The organism is Micromonospora sp. CNZ303, assembly GCF_004345505.1.
This window is the reverse complement of record NZ_SLVT01000009.1, coordinates 91,343-111,073: the sequence shown is the minus strand read 5'-3', so window position 1 is coordinate 111,073 and position 19,731 is coordinate 91,343. Positions and strand designations below refer to the sequence as shown.

Here is a 19,731-nt window from a genome sequence, read left to right as displayed (position 1 = left end):
GGCGGTCAGCCCCGCAGGACGCGGGTGAGGACCTCGACGGCGCGGTCGATGCCGGCGTCGTCGACGTCCAGGTGGGTGACCAGGCGGGCGGTGCGGGGGCCGAGCACCGAGACCAGGACGCCCTCGGCGCGGGCGGCGGCGGCCAGGGCGTGCGCGTCCAGCGGCGCCTTGGTCAGGTCCAGCGGCACCAGGTTGGTCCGGACGGTCGTGGCCAGCACCCCGAACGGGGCGATCGCCTCGGCGAGCCGGGCCGCCTTCGCGTGGTCGGCGGCGAGCCGGTCGACGTGGTGGGCCAGCGCGTACCGACCGGCGGCGGCCAGGATGCCCGCCTGCCGCATCCCGCCGCCCATCCGCTTGCGGAGCACCCGGGCCCGCGCGATCTTGTCGGCGCTGCCGACGACCAGCGAGCCGACCGGCGCGCCGAGCCCCTTGGAGAGGCAGACCGACAGGGTGTCGAAGAGGGCGCCGTACCCGGCCAGCGGCACACCGTCGGCGACGTGCGCGTGCCAGATCCTGGCTCCGTCGCAGTGCAGGGCCACGCCCGCGTCGTCGGCGATCCGGCGCAGCTCGCGCAGGGTGGCCAGCGGGATCACCCCGCCGCCGCCCCGGTTGTGGGTCTGCTCGACGGCGATCGCCCGGGTGGGGACCGCGTGGTAACCCTCGGGACGGACCATCGCGGCGACGACGTCCGGGTCGATGTCCGCGCCCACCGGTGACCAGGTCCGCGAGGAGATGCCGCCGTACGCCGCAGCGGCCCCGATCTCGTGCGTCACCACGTGCGCGTCGGCGTCGCAGAGCAGCTCGTCGCCCGGCGGCACGACCAGTTGCAGGGCGATCTGGTTGGCCATCGACCCGCTCGGGGCGAAGAGTGCCGCCTCATGCCCGAACAGCGCGGCGACCTCGGCCTCCAACGCGTTGACGGTCGGGTCCTCGCCGTAGACGTCGTCGCCGACGTCGGCGGTGGCCATCGCCTCCCGCATCCCCGGCGTCGGCCGGGTCACGGTGTCCGAACGAAGATCGACGAATACGTCAGCCACAGCAATCCCTTCGGCCAACGACTGCGGGGCTCGCAAGCTCACTCCTCGCGTCAGCCACGGAGCATCTCCGCCACGAGGAAGGCCAGCTCCAGCGACTGCTGGGTGTTCAGTCGCGGGTCGCAGGCGGTCTCGTAGCGGCCGGGCAGGTCGAGGTCCTCGATGCCCTGGGCGCCGCCGAGGCACTCGGTGACGTCCTCACCGGTCAGCTCCACGTGCAGCCCGCCCGGGTGGGTCTCCAGGCCCCGGTGCACCTCGAAGTAGCCGAGCACCTCGTCGACGATGCGGTCGAAGTGCCGGGTCTTGTAGCCGTTGGACGACTCGTGCGTGTTGCCGTGCATCGGGTCGCACTGCCAGACCACCTTGGCGCCGGCGGCGGTCACCTTGGCCACGATCGGCGGCAGGGCGTCGCGGACCCGGTGGTTGCCCATCCGGCTGATCAGGGTGAGCCGGCCGGGGACGTTCTCCGGGTTGAGCTTCTCGCAGAGCTCGATGGCCTCGTCCGGGGTCGTCGTCGGGCCGAGCTTCACGCCGATCGGGTTGGCGATGCGGGAGATGAAGTCGATGTGCGCCCCGTCGATCTGCCGGGTGCGCTCGCCGATCCACAGGAAGTGCCCGGACAGCCCGTACGCCCGGCGGTCGGAGACCCGGGTCAGCGCCCGGTCGTACTCGAGGGCGAGGGCCTCGTGCGAGCAGTAGAGGGTGACGGTGCGCAGCGCCTCGTCGTCGGTCATCCCGCAGGCCCGGATGAAGGCCAGCGCCCGGTCGATCTCGCGGGCGATCGCCTCGTAGCGCTCGCCGGCCGGGGAGTTCTTGACGAAGCCCTTGTTCCAGTCGTGCACGGCGTGCAGGTCGGCCAGCCCGCCGGCCAGGTACGCGCGGAGCATGTTCATCGCGGCGGCCGAGTTCGCGTACGCCCGGATCATGCGCTGCGGGTCGGCGACCCGGGCCTCCGGCGTCGCCTCCAGCGAGTTGATCATGTCGCCGCGGTAGGCGGGCAGGCCGCGCGCGTCGGTCGGCAGCGACCGGGGCTTGGTGTACTGCCCGGCGACCCGGGCGACCTTGACCACCGGCAGCGAGGCGCCGTAGGTGAGCACGATCGCCATCTGGAGCAGGGTACGGGCGTTGGCCAGCAGGTGGCTCTCGGTGTTGTCGGCGAAGGTCTCCGCGCAGTCGCCGCCCTGGAGCAGGAACGCCTTGCCCTCGCACACCAGCGCCAGCCGCTGGCGGAGCTGGTCGACCTCGTAGGGCGCCACCACCGAGGGGACCGTGTCGAGCACCTTGCAGACCTCGGCGACCTCCGCCGGATCCGGCCACGGCGGAATCTGTGTGCGCGGCAGCTCCCGCCAGCGGTCGAGGCCGAGGGCCGCGTCCTCGGCGGAGTCGACGGTCGGACGGCTGGTCTGCAGCCCAGGGCTGCCCACCGCGGGATGGCTCAGCTGATGCCACTCATGGCGCATGACAGAAAGCGTACGGCGAGCGGCCCGGCGACCGACCGGCGAGGGGGATGGTTCCGGCAGGTGAGAGCCGGCTCACCCGGACACGGGCGAGGCGGGGGCGGCCGGGGAGGCGGCGTTGCCGCCGGGTGCCTCGGCGGCGATGCACCAGTCGGCGCCGTCGCGGGTGACCGTGAACAGCAGCGGCCGGGTGAGCGTGCGGGAGCCGGCGGCGACCGAGATCGACGTGCTCACCTCCTGGCCCCGGGGACCGGAGCGGATGTCGGTGATCTCGGCCTGCGGCACCGTGAAGTGGTCGGCGAAGTCGCCGTTGGGGCCGGTCGCGGCGGCGTCGAAGCTCTCCTGGAGGGCGGCGCAGAGCTGGCTGCGCCCGGCCGCGACGTCCTTGGCGGTCATCGCGTCGAGGTAGGCCTGCACCCGCTCCCGCGACTTCGTGGTGGCCTCCTCGGCCGGGGCCCGCCCGGGCTTGGTCGCCGGATCCTCCTCCTCGCCGATGCCGCAGCCGAGCAGGACGAGGGGAAGGGTCCCGAGCAGCACGGCGCCCGCCGCGAGCCTTCCGCGCGTCGCGCGCATCGCCACCTCCGTCGCCGTGGACATCGAGCCCGTTGAGCGGCGAGTCTGTCACATCGACGCCCGTGCCCGGACGCCGCCGCGCCCGAACCGCCCGGTCACCGGCACGCGTCGTGCCCGTGCCCGGACGCCACCGGGCCGACGCGGGACACTCCCCCGCGTCGACCCGGGCACAGCGGGCGGGGAGGGACCGGTGCGTGGTCCCTCCCCGCCGTGTGGGTGGTGCGTCGGCCCTCGGCTCAGCCGAGACCGCCCTTGATGGCGCCGATCAGCTCGCCGTTGCCGGTGTCACCGGAGAGCTCCCAGAAGAACGCGCCACCGAGGCCCTGGTTCTTCGCGTACGTCATCTTGCCGTTGATCGTGGAGGGGGTGTCGTAGCTCCACCAGTTGCTGCCGCACTTGGCGTACGCCGTGCCGGCGACGGTGCCCGTGGCCGGGCAGGTGTTCTTGAGGACCTTGTAGTCCTCGATGCCCTGCTCGTAGGTGCCCGGGGCGGGGCCGGTGGCGGTGCCACCCGGGGCCGTCTGGGTCACCCCGGTCCAGCCCCGGCCGTAGAAGCCGATGCCGAGCAGCAGCTTGTCCGACGGGATGCCCTTGCTCTTGAGCTTCTGGATCGCCGCGTCCGACCAGAAGCCCTGCTGCGGGATGCCGGCGTACGAGGTGAGCGGGGAGTGCGGGGCGGTGGGGCCCTGCGCGTTGAAGGCGCCGAAGTAGTCGTACGTCATCGGCATGATCCAGTTGAGGTGCGTCGCGGCGCCGGCGTAGTCGGTGGCGTCGATCTTGCCGCCGTTGCTGCCGTCCGCCGTGATCGCGGCGGTGACCAGCGCGGACGAGCCGAACTTCGACCGCAGCGCGCTGACCACGTTCTTGAAGGCGTTCGGGCCGCTGCTGTCGCAGGTGAGCCCGCAGGCGTTCGGGTACTCCCAGTCGACGTCGATGCCGTCGAAGACGTCCGCCCAGCGCGGGTCCTCGACCAGGTTGTGGCAGCTCTCGGCGAACGCGGCCGGGTTCTGCGCGGCCTGGGTGAAGCCGCCCGACCAGGTCCAACCGCCGAAGGACCAGATCACCTTCAGGTTCGGGTACATCTTCTTGAGCTTGCGCAGCTGGTTGAAGCTGCCGCGCAGCGGCTGGTCCCAGGTGTCGGCGACGCCGTCGACGCTGTCCGCCGCGGTGTAGGCCTTCTCGTAGTCGGCGTAGCTGTCACCGATGGTGCAGCGGCCGCCGGTGGTGTTGCCGAAGGCGTACAGGATGTGGGTCAGCTTGGCGGCCGAGCCGCTCGTGTGGATGTTCTTCACGTGGTAATTGCGGGCGTAGACGCCCCACTGCGCGAAGTAGCCCACGACCTTCTTGCCGCCCGGGCCCGGCGGCGGGGTGGTCGGCGGGGGCGTGGTCGGCGGCGGGGTGGTCGGCGGCGCCGTGGTGGGCGGGGTGGTGGTCGGCGGCGCAGTGGTGGGGGGCGGGGTCCCGCCGCCGCACGGCGCGCCGTTGATCGTGCAGTTCAGCGGCGCCTTGTACGCGCCGGTGCCGTTGTAGCCCCAGCTGAACGAGGCGCCCGCCGCGATCGGGCCGGCCCAGCTCTTCTTGACGGCGACGTAGTGGTCGCCGGTGCGCGTGACGTCGGCGTCCCAGGAACTGCTGATGCTGGTGCCCGACGGCAGGTCGAACTCGATGCGCCAGGTGCTCACCGGGGCGCTCGTCCCGTTGGTGACGGTCACCCGGGCCTCGTGACCGGTCCCCCAGTCCTGCGCCTTGGCGAAGCCGGCGGTCACGCTGCCGGCGCCGAACGCACTGGCCATCGGGACCGTGGCGGCGGTGACCGCCATCACGGCGCCGACCCAGAGGGCCCGGCGGAGCGATCTCTTCATGCGGCGTCTCCCTAAACAGTTAGGAAACTTTCCAGATTGTTGGTGAGACGCTACTCACGCCGTCATCCATTCGTCAAGATGTCGATGTATCGATTTACTTTGGGAGCGCGACCAGCCCTCCGGCCGCTCCCCCGGGCGACGGCCCGGCGACGCCACGTAGCCTCGACCCATGACCGTCTTCGACACCCGGATCGACGCCCTGGCCGGAGGTCCGGCCGACCTCTCGCGGCACCGCGGGCACGCGCTGCTGGTGGTCAACGTCGCCTCGCGCTGCGGCCTCACCCCGCAGTACGCCGGCCTCCAGGCGCTGCACGACGAGTACGCCGACCGCGGCCTGGTGGTGCTCGGCGTGCCCTGCAACCAGTTCGCCGGCCAGGAGCCGGGCAGCGCCGAGGAGATCAGCGACTTCTGCCAGGTCAACTACGGGGTGACCTTCCCGCTGACCGAGAAGGTCGACGTCAACGGCCCCGGCCGCCACCCGCTCTACGCGGCGCTGGTCGACACGGCCGACGCGGAGGGCCACGCCGGCGACGTGCGGTGGAACTTCGAGAAGTTCCTCGTCGCCCCGGACGGCACCGTGGCGGCCCGGTTCGCGCCCACCGTCGAGCCCGGCTCGGCCGACCTGCGCGCCGCGATCGAGAAGGTGCTGCCCTCGGCGGCCTGAGGGCGCCCGCCTCGGCCGTGCCGCTGCGTGCCGAACGGACTACGATCGGCGACACCTGGTCCGGGCGGAGGGGGCGGGATGTTCTTCGCGGTGCAGCCGGCACTCACACCGGGCCAGGTTCCGCCCGAGCACCACGTCAGCATCCAGCGTCCGCTCGACGCCGGTCGGGTGGTGCTCGACGCCGCCGTGCCCGACGACGTGCTGCGCGACCACGGCCGCCTGCGGCACCTCCCGCCGGCTCCCGCGCACCTCGACGGCGCGGCGCGGCACCGCTTCACGCTGGAACACCTGCGCGGCCGGTTCGAGGACGCGACGTCCTACATCCGGATGCCGACCGAGGACCTGCCGCCGTTCGCCCGGGAGCTCCTCGCGGCGGCCAGGCCGGTGGTGCTCGTCTGGACCGACCCGACGACCGGCGGACGCGTCGAGCGGGTGGTGGTGGCGGTCCGGCGCGACGGCGATCCGGGCGGCCGGAGCGGGCACGCCCCGCCCGGCCCCCGCCGGCCGTGACCCCCGCGCCTCAACCCCCGACGACGACGGCCCCGGTCGGATCGGCCAGCGCGGCCCGGATCGGGGCGAGCGCGGCGGCGAACTCGTCGAGCTCCCCGGCCTCCTCCCAGAGCTCGGCCAGCTCGGACCCGTCGGCGAGCACCCGGTCCAGCGCCCGCAGGGCCAGCGCCGGCAGCTCCGCGGTGAGCGCCAGACGCCCGCCGGCGGTGAGGAAGTCCGGCGCGTACGCCGAGTCGACCGGCGGGCCGCCGGGGAGGTGCGCGGCGACCACCGCCGACGCCGCGACCGCCTTGGCGCCGGGCCACGAGTCCAGGAAGTCGCCCTCCCGCACCGCCTCGCGCAGCGCCAGCTCGACCAGCCGGGGCCGCCGCTCCGGCGACGCCTCGTCGAGGTCGGCGCACCAGTCCGCCGCCGCGTCGTTGTCGAACGGTCCCGCCGCCCACGTGCCCATCGCACTCCCCGTTCCGTGTTCGCAAGTGGAGGCAGGCTAGCCGCCGGGGCCGACATCGTTCCCGCCGCGACGGCGGTGCGGGCCGCCCGGCGGGCGTTGTCCCGAAGCCGGCCCCCAGCCCCCGGGCCGGCAGTACGTTGGGCGGGCGGCGCACCAGACACCAGACGGAATTGTCGACCACACCGGTGGGGAATACCGCCACCGCGAACGAGGTTGGGAAGCGACATGACAACTGTGGGACTGATCGGCAGTGGACACATCGGCGGCACGGTGGCGCGGCTGGCGGTGGCCGCCGGCTACGACGTCGTGCTGAGCAACTCGCGCGGCCCGGAGACCCTGAAGGATCTCGTCGAGGAGCTGGGCCCGCGCACCCGGGCGGCCACGGCCGGCGAGGCCGCGGCGGCCGGCGACCTGGTGGTCGTCACCATCCCGCTGAAGGCGTACCGGGACGTGCCGGTCGAGCCGCTGGCCGGCAAGCTCGTGCTGGACACCAACAACTACTACCCGGAGCGGGACGGCCGGTTCCCCGAGCTCGACTCGGGCTCCACCACCAGCAGCGAACTGCTCCAGCGGCACCTGCCGCAGTCGCGGGTGGTCAAGGTGTTCAACAACATCTTCTTCAAGCACCTGCACTCGCTGGCCCGGCCGACCGGCGCCGACGACCGCAGCGCGCTGCCCATCGCAGGCGACGACGCGGGCGCGAAGGCGGAGGCCACCGCCTTCCTCGACCGGATCGGCTACGACGCCGTGGACGCCGGCGCCCTCGCCGAGAGCTGGCGCTACCAGCCGGACACCCCCGCCTACGGGACCATCTACTCGGCCGACCCGGCGGACTGGGAGCGCGAGGCGCCGGCCGACACCGCCAGGGTGCGGGCCGCCCTGACCGAGGCCACCCGCTGAGCGGTCGCCCCTCCGGCCGGCACCGCCGCACCATCCGCCCACCGTGGCGCGACGGCCAGTTGGGGCCAGACTTTCGCCCTCCGTCCTGATGCCTGCGTAGCATCTGGGTGAGCGTGAACTGGAGTCGGCTGACGCCGACGCTACGGGCGGGTGACTCGACCTGCGGAACGCACGGGCGGACCCGGCCACGTACCACGGACCGGTGCCACCGCGACCACACTGCGAGGCGCTGGCCCACGAGGTACGGACGAGCAGGTGCCACGGGCGGTGCAGCCGGGCCCCCGGGCTAGGCTGCGACGGTGCAGCTCACCACCGTGGACGACATCATCACGGCCGAGAAGCGCATCGAGGGGCGGGTCGCCCGCACGCCGCTGCTGCCCTGCCCTCGCCTCGGCGACCCGCTCCGGCTCGACCTCACGGTGAAGGCGGAGAACCTCCAGCACACCGGCAGCTTCAAGGTGCGGGGCGCGCTGAACGCGCTGCTCGCCCGCGTCGAACGGGAGGGGGCGCCCGCCGGGCTGACCGCCTTCTCCGCTGGCAACCACGCGATGGCCGTGGCCTTCGCCGGTCGCACCTTCGGTCTGCCGACCGTCGTCTGCATGCCACCGCAGGCGGTGCCGACAAAGATCGAGGCGGTCCGGCGGTACGGCGGCGAGGTCGTCCTCACCGACGACCTGCTGGGCACCTGCCAGGCCCTCGCGGCGGAACGCGGCTACCACCTCCTGCACCCGTTCGACGAGCCGGACGTCATCGCCGGTCAGGCCACCGTCGGCAGGGAGATCCTGGCCGACGGTCCGCCGCCGGAGCTGGTCCTCGTGCCGATGGGCGGCGGCGGGCTGATCAGCGGGGTGGCGTCGGCCGTCCGGGCGGCGGTCCCCACCGCCCGCGTCGTCGGGGTCGAGCCGGCCACCGCCAACGCGGTCGGCCACGCGCTGCGCACCGGCGGCGACGCCCTCGCGGTACGGCCGACGTCGATCGCCGACGGGCTGGCGGCACCGTTCGCCGGGCGGCACACCCTGGCGCACGTCCGCGCGCTCGTGGACGAGGTGGTCGAGGTGTCCGAGGAGGACATTCGGGCCGCCTGGTGGGAGTTGCTGGACGCGACGAAGCTCCTGGTCGAACCGTCCGCCGCCGTCACGCTCGCCGCGCTGCGGGCCGGCCTGGTCGACGCCGGACCGGGCACCCGTACGGTGCTGGTCCTCAGCGGCGGGAACGTCTCCCCGGCCACGCTCGCGTCCCTGGCCTGACGCACCACCGGCGCGGCCGACGGGCCAACCGGTCCCCGCCGGGCCGGATCAGAGCGGGCGGCGGCCGGCGAAGCCGCACTCCGCCCGGTGGTACCAGCGCACGTCGGTGTCCCCCTCCAGCCAGCACCAGAGCACCGGCCGGCCGTCGCGCTCGCCGGGGAAGTCGAGCAGGACCGGCGCGATCCCCTTGACCTGGATGTCGTGGGAGTGCACCTCCTCGACTAGGGCGTGCAGCCGCGCCTCCAGCCCCTTGACCTCGGCCAACCCGCCGAGCGAACTGGCGCCCCGGTCGGCCAGGTCGACGCGCAGCTCGGCCAGGTCGGCCCGCAGCCGGATCAGCTCGTCGACGCGCGGGCTCAGGGTGGCGATCAGGTGGCGGGCCTGGGCGAGGGTGAACACCGGGCCAGTATGGAGCACCGCCCGACCGGTGGGCCCGCACCACGCGCCGCCGGGGCGGCAGGTCCGACAGCGCCGCCGGCCGGACCCGTTCACCCCCGGCTTTGTAGCTAACCTTCCTTGACGGGGCATCAACGTGTAGCTAAGTTTCGACCAAACCGACGGGAGGGTCGACATGGAGCGAAGGAAGTTCCTGGCCGGAGCGGGTGCGGTGACCGCGGGCGCGGTCGCGGCGACGGCACCCGGCGCGGCCGGTCACGCCGCGCCCGGCATCCGCCACGTGGAGACCGGGCTCGACGTGCTCGTCCGGTCCGACTTCGCCGAACTCGCCGGCCAGCGGGTCGGGGTGATCTCGAACCCCACCGGCGTGGACTCGGCCTACCGGCACCTGGTCGACCTGATGCACGCCTCCGGCACGGTGCGGCTGGCCGCCGCCTTCGGCCCCGAGCACGGCTTCCGCGGCTCGGCGCAGGCCGGCGGCAGCGAGGGCACCGGCATCGACGCCCGCACCGGAATCACCGTCTACGACGCGTACGGCGCCTCGCTGGCCAAGTGGGAGACCATGTTCACCCAGGCCGGCGTCGACACCGTCGTCTTCGACATCCAGGACGTCGGCGCCCGCTTCTACACCTACATCTGGACGATGTACACCTCGATGATGGCCGCGGCCCGGACCGGCAAGCGGTACGTGGTGCTGGACCGGCCGAACCCGGTCGGCGGCCGGGCCTACGGGCCGATGATGACCGCCGGCTACACCTCGGGGGTGGGCCTGAAGGAGATCGTCCAGCAGCACGGCATGACCGTCGGCGAGCTGGCCCGGTTCTTCAACGCCGAGTTCCTGCCCGCCGAGGCCGGCCGCCAGGTCGACCTGCACGTCGTGAAGTGCCGGCACTGGAAGCGCGACAAGCTGGCGGCCGACACCGACCTGCCCTGGGTGCTGCCCAGCCCGAACATGCCCACCACGGACACCGCGCTGGTCTACCCCGGCACCGGCCTGTTCGAGGGCGTCGCCTCGCTCACCGAGGGCCGGGGCACCTGCAAGCCGTTCGAGCTGATCGGCGGGCTGGCCGACGACTTCGACTACCACTGGTCCGACCGGCTCAACGCCCGCGAGCTGCCCGGCGTCGAGTTCCGCGAGGCGTACTTCACGCCGACGTCCGCCGGGCAGAAGCCCGCGCTGCTCAACAAGCTCTGCGCCGGCGTCGAGGTCAAGGTCGTCGACCGCGCGAAGTACGACCCGATCCGCACGGCGGTCGCGATGCTGGTGGAGGCGCACAAGTACGAGGCGTTCGCGTGGCGGCGCGACTCGTGGGACACCGTGCGTCCGTACTGGATCGACAAGCTGACCGGGTCGCCGCGGCTGCGTACGATGATCGACGCGGGCGCCGACGTGGACGACGTGGTCGGCGCCTGGGCCGACGAGCTGGCGGACTTCAACCAGCTGCGCAAGCCCCACCTGCTCTACTAGCGACCCCCTCGGCCGACGCGCCGATCCGAACGATCAAGATCGGCCGGGTCGGCGGACCGCACTTGAGATCTTGGTGGGACATGGCCCCTGCAGGGGCCATGTCCCACCAAGATCCACAGCCATCCTGAAGACCGGGACGAAACTCCCGGACAATGGACGAAGTGCGAGCGTCGGGCCGGAAGCGAAAGAGTCAGTCCGCCTGGGCGGCCAGTTCGCGGGCGCGGTCGCGGGCCGCTTCCAGCGCGGCGAGCATCGCCGCGCGGACGCCGTGCTTCTCCAGCTCGCGCACGGCGGAGATGGTGGTGCCGGCCGGTGAGGTGACCGCCTCGCGCAGCTTCACCGGGTGCTCGCCGGAGTCGCGCAGCATCACGGCCGAGCCGATGGCGGTCTGCACGATCAACTCGTGCGCGACCTGCCGGGGCAGGCCGAGCAGGATGCCGGCGTCGATCATCGCCTCGACCAGCAGGTAGAAGTACGCCGGCCCGGAGCCGGAGAGCGCGGTCACCGCGTCCTGCTGGGACTCGGGCACCCGGACGGTCGAGCCCAGCGGCTTGAACATCTCCTCGGCCAACGCCAGGTGCGTGCCGGTGGCGTGGGCGCCGGCGGAGATCGCCGTCATCGCCTGGTCCACCAGGGCCGGGGTGTTGGTCATCACCCGCACCACGGGCGTGCCCTCGGGCAGCCGGCGGTTGAAGAAGCTGGTCGGCAGGCCGGCGCAGAGGGAGATGACCAGCTTGTCGGCGGGCACCTTCGGCCCGATCTCGTCCAGCAGCGTCGCCGCGTCCTGCGGCTTGACGGAGACGGCGAGCACCTCCGCCTCGTCGACCGCGGTCAGGTTGTCGACCACCCGAACGCCGTAGCGGGCGGACAGCTCCTCGGCGCGGGCGGGCCGGCGGGCGGTGGCGAGCAGCCGGTCGACCGGCCAGCCCGACCGCAGCAGCCCGGAGAGCATCAGCTCGCCGATCTTGCCGGCCCCGATGACCGCGACCGTGTGCACCGAACCCGCCATTGCCGTCGTACCCCCTCGAAATGGACCGGCGTCGCGACGGGCCGGACGCCCGCCGCGACGCCGGGGATGGATCAGCTGCCGAAGAAGACCTCGGCCTCGGCGTACCGCTCCAGCGGCACGGTCTTCAGCTCGCGGGTGGCCTCGGCCAGCGGAACGCGGACGATGTCCGTGCTCTGCATGGCGACCATCTTGCCCCAGTCGCCCTCGTGGACCGCGTCGATCGCCTGGAGGCCGAGCCGGGTGGCGAGCACCCGGTCGAAGGCGCTCGGGGTGCCGCCGCGCTGGATGTGCCCGAGCACGACGGTGCGGGCCTCCTTGCCGGTCTTGGCCTCCAGCTGCTCGGCGAGCCACTGGCCGATGCCGCCGAGGCGGACGTGGCCGAACGCGTCGAGTTCCTGGTTGTGCAGGACCATCTGGCCGTCGAGCGGCTGGGCGCCCTCGGCGACCACGACGATCGGGGCGTACTGGTGCTGGAAGCGCTTCTCGACGTAGCCGGCGACCTGCTCGACGTCGAACTGCCGCTCCGGCAGCAGGATCACGTTGGCGCCACCGGCCAGGCCGGCGTGCAGGGCGATCCAGCCGGCGTGCCGGCCCATCACCTCGACCACCAGGGTGCGGTGGTGGCTCTCGGCGGTGGTGTGCAGCCGGTCGATCGCCTCCATGGCGATGTTGACGGCGGTGTCGAAGCCGAAGGTGTAGTCGGTGGCGCCGAGGTCGTTGTCGATCGTCTTCGGCACGCCGATGACGTGGACCCCGAGCTCGTGCAGCTTGGTGGCCACGCCGAGGGTGTCCTCGCCGCCGATCGCGATGAGCGCGTCCACGCCCTGCGCGGCGAGGTTCTCCTTGATCCGCTCGACGCCGTTCTCGATCTTGAAGGGGTTCGTCCGGGACGAGCCGAGGATGGTGCCGCCGCGCGGCAGGATGCCGCGGACCTCCGCGATGCCCAGGGGGCGGGACAGGCCCTCCAACGGGCCCTTCCAGCCGTCCCGGAAACCCACGAACTCGTGGCCGTAGCTGGCGACGCCCTTGCGGACCACCGCCCGGATGACCGCGTTGAGGCCTGGGCAGTCGCCGCCGCCGGTGAGCACGCCGATACGCATGATCGCTCATCCTCCTGGGAGCATCAGGTGAAGCCCGATTTGCCCCAGGATATGTGTCGAATCAAGACCATCGGCGCCGTTGCCGGCCCGGGGCGGGCCGTCAGTGCGCACTGTAGTCGCCGCGGGCGTACGCCGACACCGCGCCCCGGGCCGGTCCCACCGGCGGGCGGCCTACCGGTCAGTAGCTGACCTCGTGGTTCTCCCCCACCTCCGGCGGCTTGCCGGTCACCGCCGCCTTCGCGTAACCGAACAGGTTCACCACCGTGCTCGACGGAGAGTCCCAGTACTCCGCGGATCCGGCGTGCACCTTGAGCAGGGTGAGTCCGGGGGTCTCCAGCCCGTCCGGGAACCAGGCCTTGAGCACCGGGTTCCACAGCTGCTCGGCCTTCGCCCGGTCGTACTCCTCCCGGGCCGTGCCCGCGACCGACACCCAGGAGTTGCGCCGGGAGTCGGAGAAAGAGACGTTGACCTCGGGGTTGACGCGGATCTGCCGGACCTTGGCGGAGTCGGCGTACGCGAAGAACCACAGGTCGCCGTCGAACTCCGCCTCCTGCAACCCCATCGGACGGCTCACCATCCGGCCGTCCACGGCGATCGTGGTCAGCATGCAGATGCGGGCCTCGCGGACCAGCTCGGTCACCCGCCGCCGGGCCTCGGCGGCGTTGGTCGGTTCGTTGCTCATTGGGATTCTCCCTCACATCGGCTCGACGTCGCACCGGTGCCCGGGACAGAACCGACCAAACCTACGAACCGGTCATCGCCCGCCACCGGGCCAGGTTGTGCCGGGCGTCGACCAGCGCGTCGTGCCGCGCCGCGTCGGCGTCCGGCAGCGGCGGCCGGCCCCGGTCGTCCCAGAGCTGGCGCAGGTCCTTGGTGAACCGGGGGATCTCCCGGGGCAGCGCCGGCATGGCGCCCCACAGCTGGGCCAGGGCGACGTGGTCGTACGCGGCGTACCAGGCCCACAGCTCCAGCTGCTCGCCCGGGCGGTCACGGACCGGCTCGACGAGGAAGTCGTACAGCTCGTCGCGGATGCGCTCGCGGGAACGCCAGGCGCGGTTCGCCGGGGAGGGCAGCTTGTCGAGCACGTTGCGGCGCACCCAGGGCACGGCCCGCGAGTCGTCGAACTCGGTCGAGACGGCGTAGAACTCGCGGCCGTACTCGTCGACGACGCCGATCGACACCAGGTCGACGAGCCGGCCGTCCTCGATGAACTCGCAGTCGTAGAAATAGCGGTAGACCATCGCCCGTCATCCTCGCCCACGCCCTCGACGTCGCAACGACCGGGGCGGCCGGATCGCCCCCCACCACGCCGGTCGTCGCAGCTCGGGAGTGTCACGGAAGTGATTTGAGGGGTGTACAGCAAGCGACCGGACCGTCATGATCTGATGTGTACCGCTACCGGACGCCGAACCGGTGTCAGTTCACCTCGTCGAGGGCCTTCAGGTTCACCCGGTGAGCGAGTTGTGGTCCTTGACCGGGGAGGGGTTGGACCGTGGAGATGCGCATGCCGGAGCCGGGTGACGCGCTCACGGGTGTGGAGATGTTCGCCGGGCTGGAGCCGGAGGTCCGGCAGCGGGTGATCGCCGCGGCGGTCCCCCGCACGTACCGCAAGGGCCAACTGCTCTTCGTCGAGAACGACCCCGGCGAGTCCCTCATCGTCCTGCGTCGGGGCGCGGTCGCGGTCTTCCGCACCGCGCCGACCGGCGAACGCGCCGTACTGTCGGTCATCCGTCCGCCGGACGTGCTGGGCGAGGTCTCCCTGCTCGACGCCTCCACCCGCTCCGCCTCGGCCGAGGCGATCGAGGACTGCGCCGCGCTCGCGCTGTCCCGGGGCGCGTTCATGGAGCTGGTGCACTCCAACCCGCGCATCCTCGACGCGGTGATGCGCTCGCTCGGCGGGCTGATCCGACGGCTGACCGAGCAGAACGCCGACCACGTCTTCCTGGACCTGCCCGGCCGGGTGGCCAAGACCCTGGTGCGGCTGGCCGGCGAGAGCCAGGCCCCGATGATCACCATCGAGCTCAACCAGAGCCAGCTCGCGGAGATGGCCGGCGGCTCGCGGCAGAGCGTCAACCAGGCGATCGGGTCGTTCGCCAACCGGGGTTGGCTGCGCACCGAGGGCCGGCGCATCGTGGTCACCGACGTCGCGGCGCTGCGCCGCCGCGCCGGCATGAGCGAGCGCTGAGGCGTACGCGAAAAAGGGCCGGAGCAGCCGCTCCGGCCCTTTCGTGCGGGGTGTCAGGGAGTGTTGCTGCCCGGCCCGACCCAGTTGGTGCTGCCCGGCCCGACCCACTCGGTGCCGTCCTTGCCGCCACCGGACTGCTCGCTGACGATCCCCTGCGCCTGGAGCGCGGCCAGCGTGGCGGCGTCCACGTCGACGGAGTCGCCCGCGAGGTGGCTGACCCCGCTGCCGTCGGTCCAGTCGCTCTGCAACATCACGTACACCATCGGGAATCCCCCTGTGGTCAATGGTCGACAATCAGCCGCCTGACTGTAACCGCAGGACCGGCCGGTGGACTGTCCACAAGCCAACAGCCCGGTACCCGACAGCTGGACGGACGGCGATACTGACACCGGAACGGTGCCGATCACGGCACCGGCGGGATCGCGAGTGGAGGGCGTCATCGCCACGCAGTGTGACCGCTGTGGACGCACGGCTGCCGCGGGCGACCGCTTCTGCGGCGGCTGCGGCAACGAGCTGGGCGCGGTCTGTCCGCACTGCCTGCGCCCGCTCGCCCAGGACGTGGCGTTCTGCACCTCCTGCGGCGCCGCCCGGCCGGGCAGCGAGCGACAGCCGGCCCCGCAGGAGGACCGCCGCCGGGTCAGCGTGCTCTTCGTCGACCTGATCGACTTCACCCCGTACGTCGAGCGGGCCGACCCGGAGCTGGTCCGCGGCATGCAGACCGGGTTCTTCTCGGCCGCCCGTCGCGTCGTGGGGCAGTACGGCGGGGTGGTGGAGAAGTACATCGGCGACGCGGTGATGGCCCTGTTCGGCGCGCCCGTGGCGACCGAGACCGACGCGCTGCGCTGCGTGCGGGCCGGGCTGGAGCTGCAACGGGTGCTGACCCGGTTCGCCCCCGCCGGCGCCGACGCGCTGCGCTTCCGGGTCGGGGTGGCCACCGGCGAGGCGCTGGTCGACGTCGCCGCCGCCCGCGACGGCGGCCAGGCGATCGTGGCCGGCGACGTGGTCAACACGGCCTCCCGGATGCAGTCGGTCGCGCCGCCGGGCGGGGTGCTGGTCTGCGGCGTGACGCACGCCCTCACCCGGGACGCGATCCGCTACTCGGAGCAGCCGCCGGTCACCCTGCGCGGGCGGTCGACGACGACCGAGGTGTGGCTGGCCCTGTCCCCGGTCCGCCGCCAGCCGACGGACCGGCAGCCCGACGTCACGCCGCTGATCGACCGCGAACACGAGCTGGGGATGCTGGTCAACGCCCTGCACCGGTCGTTGCGCGACCGCCGCCCGCAGGTGGTGACCGTGTTCGGCCGGGCCGGGCTGGGCAAGAGCCGGCTGGTCCGGGAGCTGTACCGGCACGTGGACCGGCTGGTCGACGAGCCGCTGACCTGGCGGATCGGGCGGTGCCCGCCGTTCGGCGAGAACGTGACGTTCGCGGCGCTGGCCGACATCGTCAAGTCCGAGGCCGGCATCCTGGACACCGACCCGGCGTCGAGCGCGGCGCAGCGGCTCGCCTCGGCCGTCGGCGAGCTGGTCGGCCCGGGCGAGCGGCAGCGCCTCGTCGACGCCCTGCGGCCCCTCGTCGGCCTGCCGGGCACCGCGCTGCCGGCCGAGGAGACCGGCTCGGCGTGGCGGCGTTTCCTGCTCGCCCTGGCCGCGCGCCGGCCGACCGTGCTGGTCTTCGAGGACCTGCACTGGGCCGACGACGCGATGCTGCGCTTCGTGGAGCTGCTCGGCACCGCCGCCCGGGACGTGCCGCTGCTGCTGCTCTGCACCGCCCGACCGGAACTCGTCGACCGGGACCCGAGCTGGGCGGGGACGATCACCGGCTCGGTGACCATCACCCTGCCCCCGCTGCGGGACACGGGCATCGCCGCGCTCTACGCCCACATGTTCGGCCGGGCGGCGTTCTCCGCCGACATGCTCACCCCGCTGATCGAGGTGGCCGGCGGCAACCCGCTCTACGCCCACGAGTACGTCCGGATGCTGATCGAGCAGGGCGCGCTGCGCCAGTCCGTGCGGGGCTGGTCGCTGGAGAAGCACCTCGACCTGCCGATGCCGGAGAGCGTGCACGCCGTCATCGCCAACCGCATCGACCTGCTCGACGCCAAGGAGCGCACGGTGCTGCTGGCCGCCGCCGTGGTCGGCGTGCAGTTCTGGCCGGGGGCCGTGGCCGCCGCGCTCGGGCAGCCCGTCGAGTCGGTGGAGCGCGCGTTGCGCCGGCTGGAGCAGCGCGACTTCGTGCACGAGCAGGCCGCCTCCACGATGGCCGGGCAGCCCGAGTACCGGTTCCGGCACGTGCTGGTGCGCGACGTCTGCTACCAGCGGCTGCCCCGTACCGAGCGAGTGGCGCGGCACGAGCGGACGGCGCAGTGGCTGGACATGCTCTCGCAGAGCCGGGACACCGACCTGGCGGAGGTGCTGGCCCACCACCGGTGGGCGGCCCACGAGATCGCCCGGTCGCTGGGCATGGAGATGGCCCGGTTCGCCGGCCCCGCCCGGGCCGCGCTGCACCGGGCGGCCCGCCGGGCGTACGCGCTGCACAGTCTCGACGTCGCGGCGAGCCACGCGGGCCGGGCGCTCGGGCTGGCCGACGACTCCGACCCGCTCGACCGGCTCCAACTCGAGCTGCTCAGCACCGAGATCTCCTTCTACCGCGACGGCAACGTCTTCCTCTCCGGCGGCGGGCCCGAGCAGGTGCAGGCGCTCGCCGACCGGCTGCTGGCGCACGACGACGACGCCTGCGCGGCGCGCGCCTGGACGCTGCTCGGTCAGGCCGCGTGGCTGCGCGCCGACCGGGCCGCCGCGCTCGCCTGCCTGGACCGGGCCGTCGCGCTCTTCGACCCGCTGCCGGACAGCCCGCAGAAGGCGGACGCCTACGCCGAGCTGGGCCGGCTGCACATGCTGAACTACGAGCGTGATCCGGCGGTCGCCGCGGCCGACCGGGCGGCGGAGATCGGTGAGCGGCTGGGGCTGACCGAGACCCGCACCAACGCCCGGATCACCTCGGCGACCGCCCGCTACCAGGCGGGTGACCGGTCCGGCCTGGACGACCTGCACGCGATCGTCGAGCTCAGCCGCGCCAATCAGCTGATCGCCCTGCCCCGGGCCATGCAGAACCTCGCCTACGCCGTCTGCGAGGAGGGCGACTGGCTGCGCTCGGACGCCCTGCTCTCGTCGTCGCCGACCCGCAAGGCCAGCGGGCAGACGCTGACCACGAGCTACTCGGCCGAGGCGATGCGCGCCTGGTTCGAGGGCGACTTCGACCGGCTGCTGGCCGCCGCCGAGGCCTTCGTGGACACCCCGACCGGCAGCTGGGACATGCAGGTCCGCGGCCTACGCTCCTGCCTGCTGGTACTGCGCGGCGAGCGGGTGCCGCCGGCGCGCTCCCACTCGGACGACGACGCCGCCGCCACGTTCAGCGACGACGTGGCGGCGGCGCTCGACGCCGCCCGGCGCAGCGGTTTCCACCGGCCGCACTGGACGATGCTGGGGATGGGCGCGCTCTGCCGGGCCCTGCAGGGACGCCGGCAGGAGGCGACGGCGCTGATCGACGAGCTGGCCGACTCCTGGTCGGTGGTGCCCGCCATCGCCAGCGGCGAGTGGATCCCGGCGGCCGGATACGCGGCCAGCCTCGCCGGGCGGGAAGCGGCGGCCCGGGTACGCGCGATGCTGGACCGGGTGGGTCACCGCACACCCTGGTCCGAGGCGGCGCGCCGAACGGTGGCCGGTGCGCTGGCCGCCGCGGACGGCGACCACCGGCGGGCCGCGGAGCTGCACCTGGCCGGCGCCGAGATCTACGCCGGCATCCCGGACGTGACGGACCGGATGCTGGCGTTGACCTTCGCGACGGTGGAGCTGGAGCGGGCCGGCGAGTCGACGGCGGGCCGCCCGGAGCTGGCCGAGCTGCGCGCCTTCGCGCTGCGCAACGACGCCCCCGTCCTGCTGGACCTGGCCCGCCCCCCGACGACCGCCGCCGACACCGCCCTGGCCTGCTGACCGGGCGACGCGGGCGGGCGGCCCGTCAGGCGGGGACCGGCTCGCGGGGGACCGGGCCGGCGGGCGGGCTCTTGACCTTCTGGGCGTACATGTCGACGTACTCGCGGCCGGAGAGCTCCATCAGCTCGTACATGATCTCGTCGGTCACCGCGCGCTCGACGTACCGGTCACCGGCCATCCCGGCGTAGCGCGAGAAGTCCAGCGGTGGGCCGAACCGGATCCGCACCCGGGCGATCCTGGGGATCAGCTTGCCGGGCGGCTGGATCTCGTCGGCGTTGAGCATCGCCGTCGGGATGACCAGGGCGCCGCTCTCCAGGGCCAGCCGGGCCACGCCGGTCTTGCCCCGGTAGAGCCGGCCGTCCGGCGAACGGGTGCCCTCGGGATAGATGCCGGCGATGCCCCCGGCGCGCAGCACCCGCAGCTGGGTGTCCAGGGCCGCCCTGGCCGCCCGGCCGCCCGAGCGGTCGACCGGGATGGTGCCGGAGCCGACGAAGAACATCTTCGTCAGCCAGCCCTTGACGCCCTTGCCGGTGAAGTACTCGGCCTTGGCGATGAACGTCACCCGCCGCTTCACGACCAGCGGCGTGAAGATGGAGTCGGAGAACGACAGGTGGTTGCTGGCGAGGATCACCGGCCCGGTGTCGGGCACGTGGTGCAGCCCCTCGACCTGCGGGCGGAAGACCAGCCTCAGCAGCGGGCCGAGGAGCACGTACTTCATCAGCCAGTACAGCACCGGCGTCCTTTCCAGGTGTGGTCGCGAGGCCGCCGCGTCGCCACGGGTCGTCGTGGGCATGAGCCTACGAACCCGATGCCGGCCGCCACAACGTGATCCGGCCCGCGTGGCGCGCAGCGTCCATCCCGGACGGCCGCAGCCGGACGGCGGGC

Annotated in this window: 19 protein-coding genes; 7 read left to right on the top strand and 12 right to left on the bottom strand. The window is 73.1% G+C overall.

Annotated features, from left to right (window positions below):
* Nucleotides 1–5 precede the first annotated feature (5 nt).
* The 4 genes from EV374_RS16345 to EV374_RS16330 form a co-directional block, all read right to left on the bottom strand.
* Nucleotides 6–980: a threonine aldolase family protein gene (locus EV374_RS16345; protein ID WP_486485806.1), complete on the bottom strand. Its 975-nt coding sequence runs from the start codon at nucleotides 978–980 to the stop codon at nucleotides 6–8.
* 107 nt (nucleotides 981–1,087) lie between these two features.
* Nucleotides 1,088–2,494, bottom strand: coding sequence for a class II 3-deoxy-7-phosphoheptulonate synthase (locus tag EV374_RS16340; protein WP_132236223.1), 1,407 nt, complete (start codon nucleotides 2,492–2,494; stop codon nucleotides 1,088–1,090).
* A gap of 72 nt (nucleotides 2,495–2,566) precedes the next feature.
* On the bottom strand, nucleotides 2,567–3,064 hold the full coding sequence (locus tag EV374_RS16335) for a hypothetical protein (protein ID WP_132236221.1): 498 nt from the start codon (nucleotides 3,062–3,064) through the stop codon (nucleotides 2,567–2,569).
* Nucleotides 3,065–3,300: 236 nt separating this feature from the next.
* Complete coding sequence (locus tag EV374_RS16330) at nucleotides 3,301–4,926, bottom strand: glycosyl hydrolase family 18 protein (RefSeq protein ID WP_132236219.1); 1,626 nt, start codon at nucleotides 4,924–4,926, stop codon at nucleotides 3,301–3,303.
* A 169-nt stretch (nucleotides 4,927–5,095) separates the two neighbouring features.
* Between EV374_RS16330 and EV374_RS16325 the strand changes: the two genes are divergently transcribed.
* Nucleotides 5,096–5,590: a glutathione peroxidase gene (locus tag EV374_RS16325; RefSeq protein ID WP_132236217.1), complete on the top strand. Its 495-nt coding sequence runs from the start codon at nucleotides 5,096–5,098 to the stop codon at nucleotides 5,588–5,590.
* 78 nt (nucleotides 5,591–5,668) lie between these two features.
* Nucleotides 5,669–6,100, top strand: coding sequence for a hypothetical protein (locus EV374_RS16320; protein WP_132236215.1), 432 nt, complete (start codon nucleotides 5,669–5,671; stop codon nucleotides 6,098–6,100).
* A gap of 10 nt (nucleotides 6,101–6,110) precedes the next feature.
* Here EV374_RS16320 and EV374_RS16315 read toward each other — a convergent pair whose 3' ends face one another.
* The gene (locus EV374_RS16315) at nucleotides 6,111–6,551 is read right to left on the bottom strand and encodes a DUF4259 domain-containing protein (protein WP_132236213.1); all 441 of its coding nucleotides are present in this window, start codon (nucleotides 6,549–6,551) and stop codon (nucleotides 6,111–6,113) included.
* 15 nt (nucleotides 6,552–6,566) lie between these two features.
* Here EV374_RS16315 and EV374_RS16310 point away from each other — a divergent pair, with 15 nt between their 5' ends.
* Nucleotides 6,567–7,451, top strand: coding sequence for an NADPH-dependent F420 reductase (locus EV374_RS16310; RefSeq protein ID WP_486485793.1), 885 nt, complete (start codon nucleotides 6,567–6,569; stop codon nucleotides 7,449–7,451).
* A gap of 299 nt (nucleotides 7,452–7,750) precedes the next feature.
* Entirely contained in the window at nucleotides 7,751–8,698 is a 948-nt protein-coding gene (locus EV374_RS16305) for a threonine/serine dehydratase family protein (protein WP_132236211.1), read from the top strand.
* Between the two features lie 48 nt (nucleotides 8,699–8,746).
* Here EV374_RS16305 and EV374_RS16300 read toward each other — a convergent pair whose 3' ends face one another.
* Nucleotides 8,747–9,097: a DUF2203 domain-containing protein gene (locus tag EV374_RS16300; protein WP_132236209.1), complete on the bottom strand. Its 351-nt coding sequence runs from the start codon at nucleotides 9,095–9,097 to the stop codon at nucleotides 8,747–8,749.
* A gap of 172 nt (nucleotides 9,098–9,269) precedes the next feature.
* Here EV374_RS16300 and EV374_RS16295 point away from each other — a divergent pair, with 172 nt between their 5' ends.
* Entirely contained in the window at nucleotides 9,270–10,562 is a 1,293-nt protein-coding gene (locus EV374_RS16295; RefSeq protein ID WP_132236207.1) for a DUF1343 domain-containing protein, read from the top strand.
* Between the two features lie 190 nt (nucleotides 10,563–10,752).
* Here EV374_RS16295 and proC read toward each other — a convergent pair whose 3' ends face one another.
* The 4 genes from proC to EV374_RS16275 all read right to left on the bottom strand — a co-directional run bounded on the left by proC (nucleotide 10,753) and on the right by EV374_RS16275 (nucleotide 13,912).
* Entirely contained in the window at nucleotides 10,753–11,571 is an 819-nt protein-coding gene (proC, locus tag EV374_RS16290; protein WP_132236205.1) for a pyrroline-5-carboxylate reductase, read from the bottom strand.
* A gap of 71 nt (nucleotides 11,572–11,642) precedes the next feature.
* Nucleotides 11,643–12,671, bottom strand: a complete 1,029-nt coding sequence (locus EV374_RS16285; protein WP_132236203.1) for a 6-phosphofructokinase — start codon at nucleotides 12,669–12,671, stop codon at nucleotides 11,643–11,645.
* 178 nt (nucleotides 12,672–12,849) lie between these two features.
* Nucleotides 12,850–13,353 carry a pyridoxamine 5'-phosphate oxidase family protein gene (locus tag EV374_RS16280; RefSeq protein WP_132236201.1) on the bottom strand — a complete coding sequence of 168 codons (504 nt, stop codon included), beginning with the start codon at nucleotides 13,351–13,353 and terminating at the stop codon, nucleotides 12,850–12,852.
* A 61-nt stretch (nucleotides 13,354–13,414) separates the two neighbouring features.
* A complete protein-coding gene (locus tag EV374_RS16275; RefSeq protein WP_089003323.1) occupies nucleotides 13,415–13,912 on the bottom strand; it encodes a polyadenylate-specific 3'-exoribonuclease AS in 498 nt (165 codons plus the stop codon).
* A gap of 251 nt (nucleotides 13,913–14,163) precedes the next feature.
* On the opposite strand from EV374_RS16275, the gene EV374_RS16270 reads away from it, so the two are divergent.
* A complete protein-coding gene (locus EV374_RS16270; RefSeq protein ID WP_132236199.1) occupies nucleotides 14,164–14,856 on the top strand; it encodes a Crp/Fnr family transcriptional regulator in 693 nt (230 codons plus the stop codon).
* Between the two features lie 53 nt (nucleotides 14,857–14,909).
* Here the strand turns inward: EV374_RS16270 and EV374_RS16265 are convergent, their stop codons facing one another.
* Complete coding sequence (locus EV374_RS16265) at nucleotides 14,910–15,119, bottom strand: hypothetical protein (RefSeq protein ID WP_091629607.1); 210 nt, start codon at nucleotides 15,117–15,119, stop codon at nucleotides 14,910–14,912.
* 163 nt (nucleotides 15,120–15,282) lie between these two features.
* Here EV374_RS16265 and EV374_RS16260 point away from each other — a divergent pair, with 163 nt between their 5' ends.
* Entirely contained in the window at nucleotides 15,283–18,846 is a 3,564-nt protein-coding gene (locus EV374_RS16260) for an adenylate/guanylate cyclase domain-containing protein (RefSeq protein WP_207914233.1), read from the top strand.
* A gap of 25 nt (nucleotides 18,847–18,871) precedes the next feature.
* Here the strand turns inward: EV374_RS16260 and EV374_RS16255 are convergent, their stop codons facing one another.
* The gene (locus EV374_RS16255; protein WP_132236197.1) at nucleotides 18,872–19,579 is read right to left on the bottom strand and encodes a lysophospholipid acyltransferase family protein; all 708 of its coding nucleotides are present in this window, start codon (nucleotides 19,577–19,579) and stop codon (nucleotides 18,872–18,874) included.
* Between the last annotated feature and the right edge of the window lie 152 nt (nucleotides 19,580–19,731).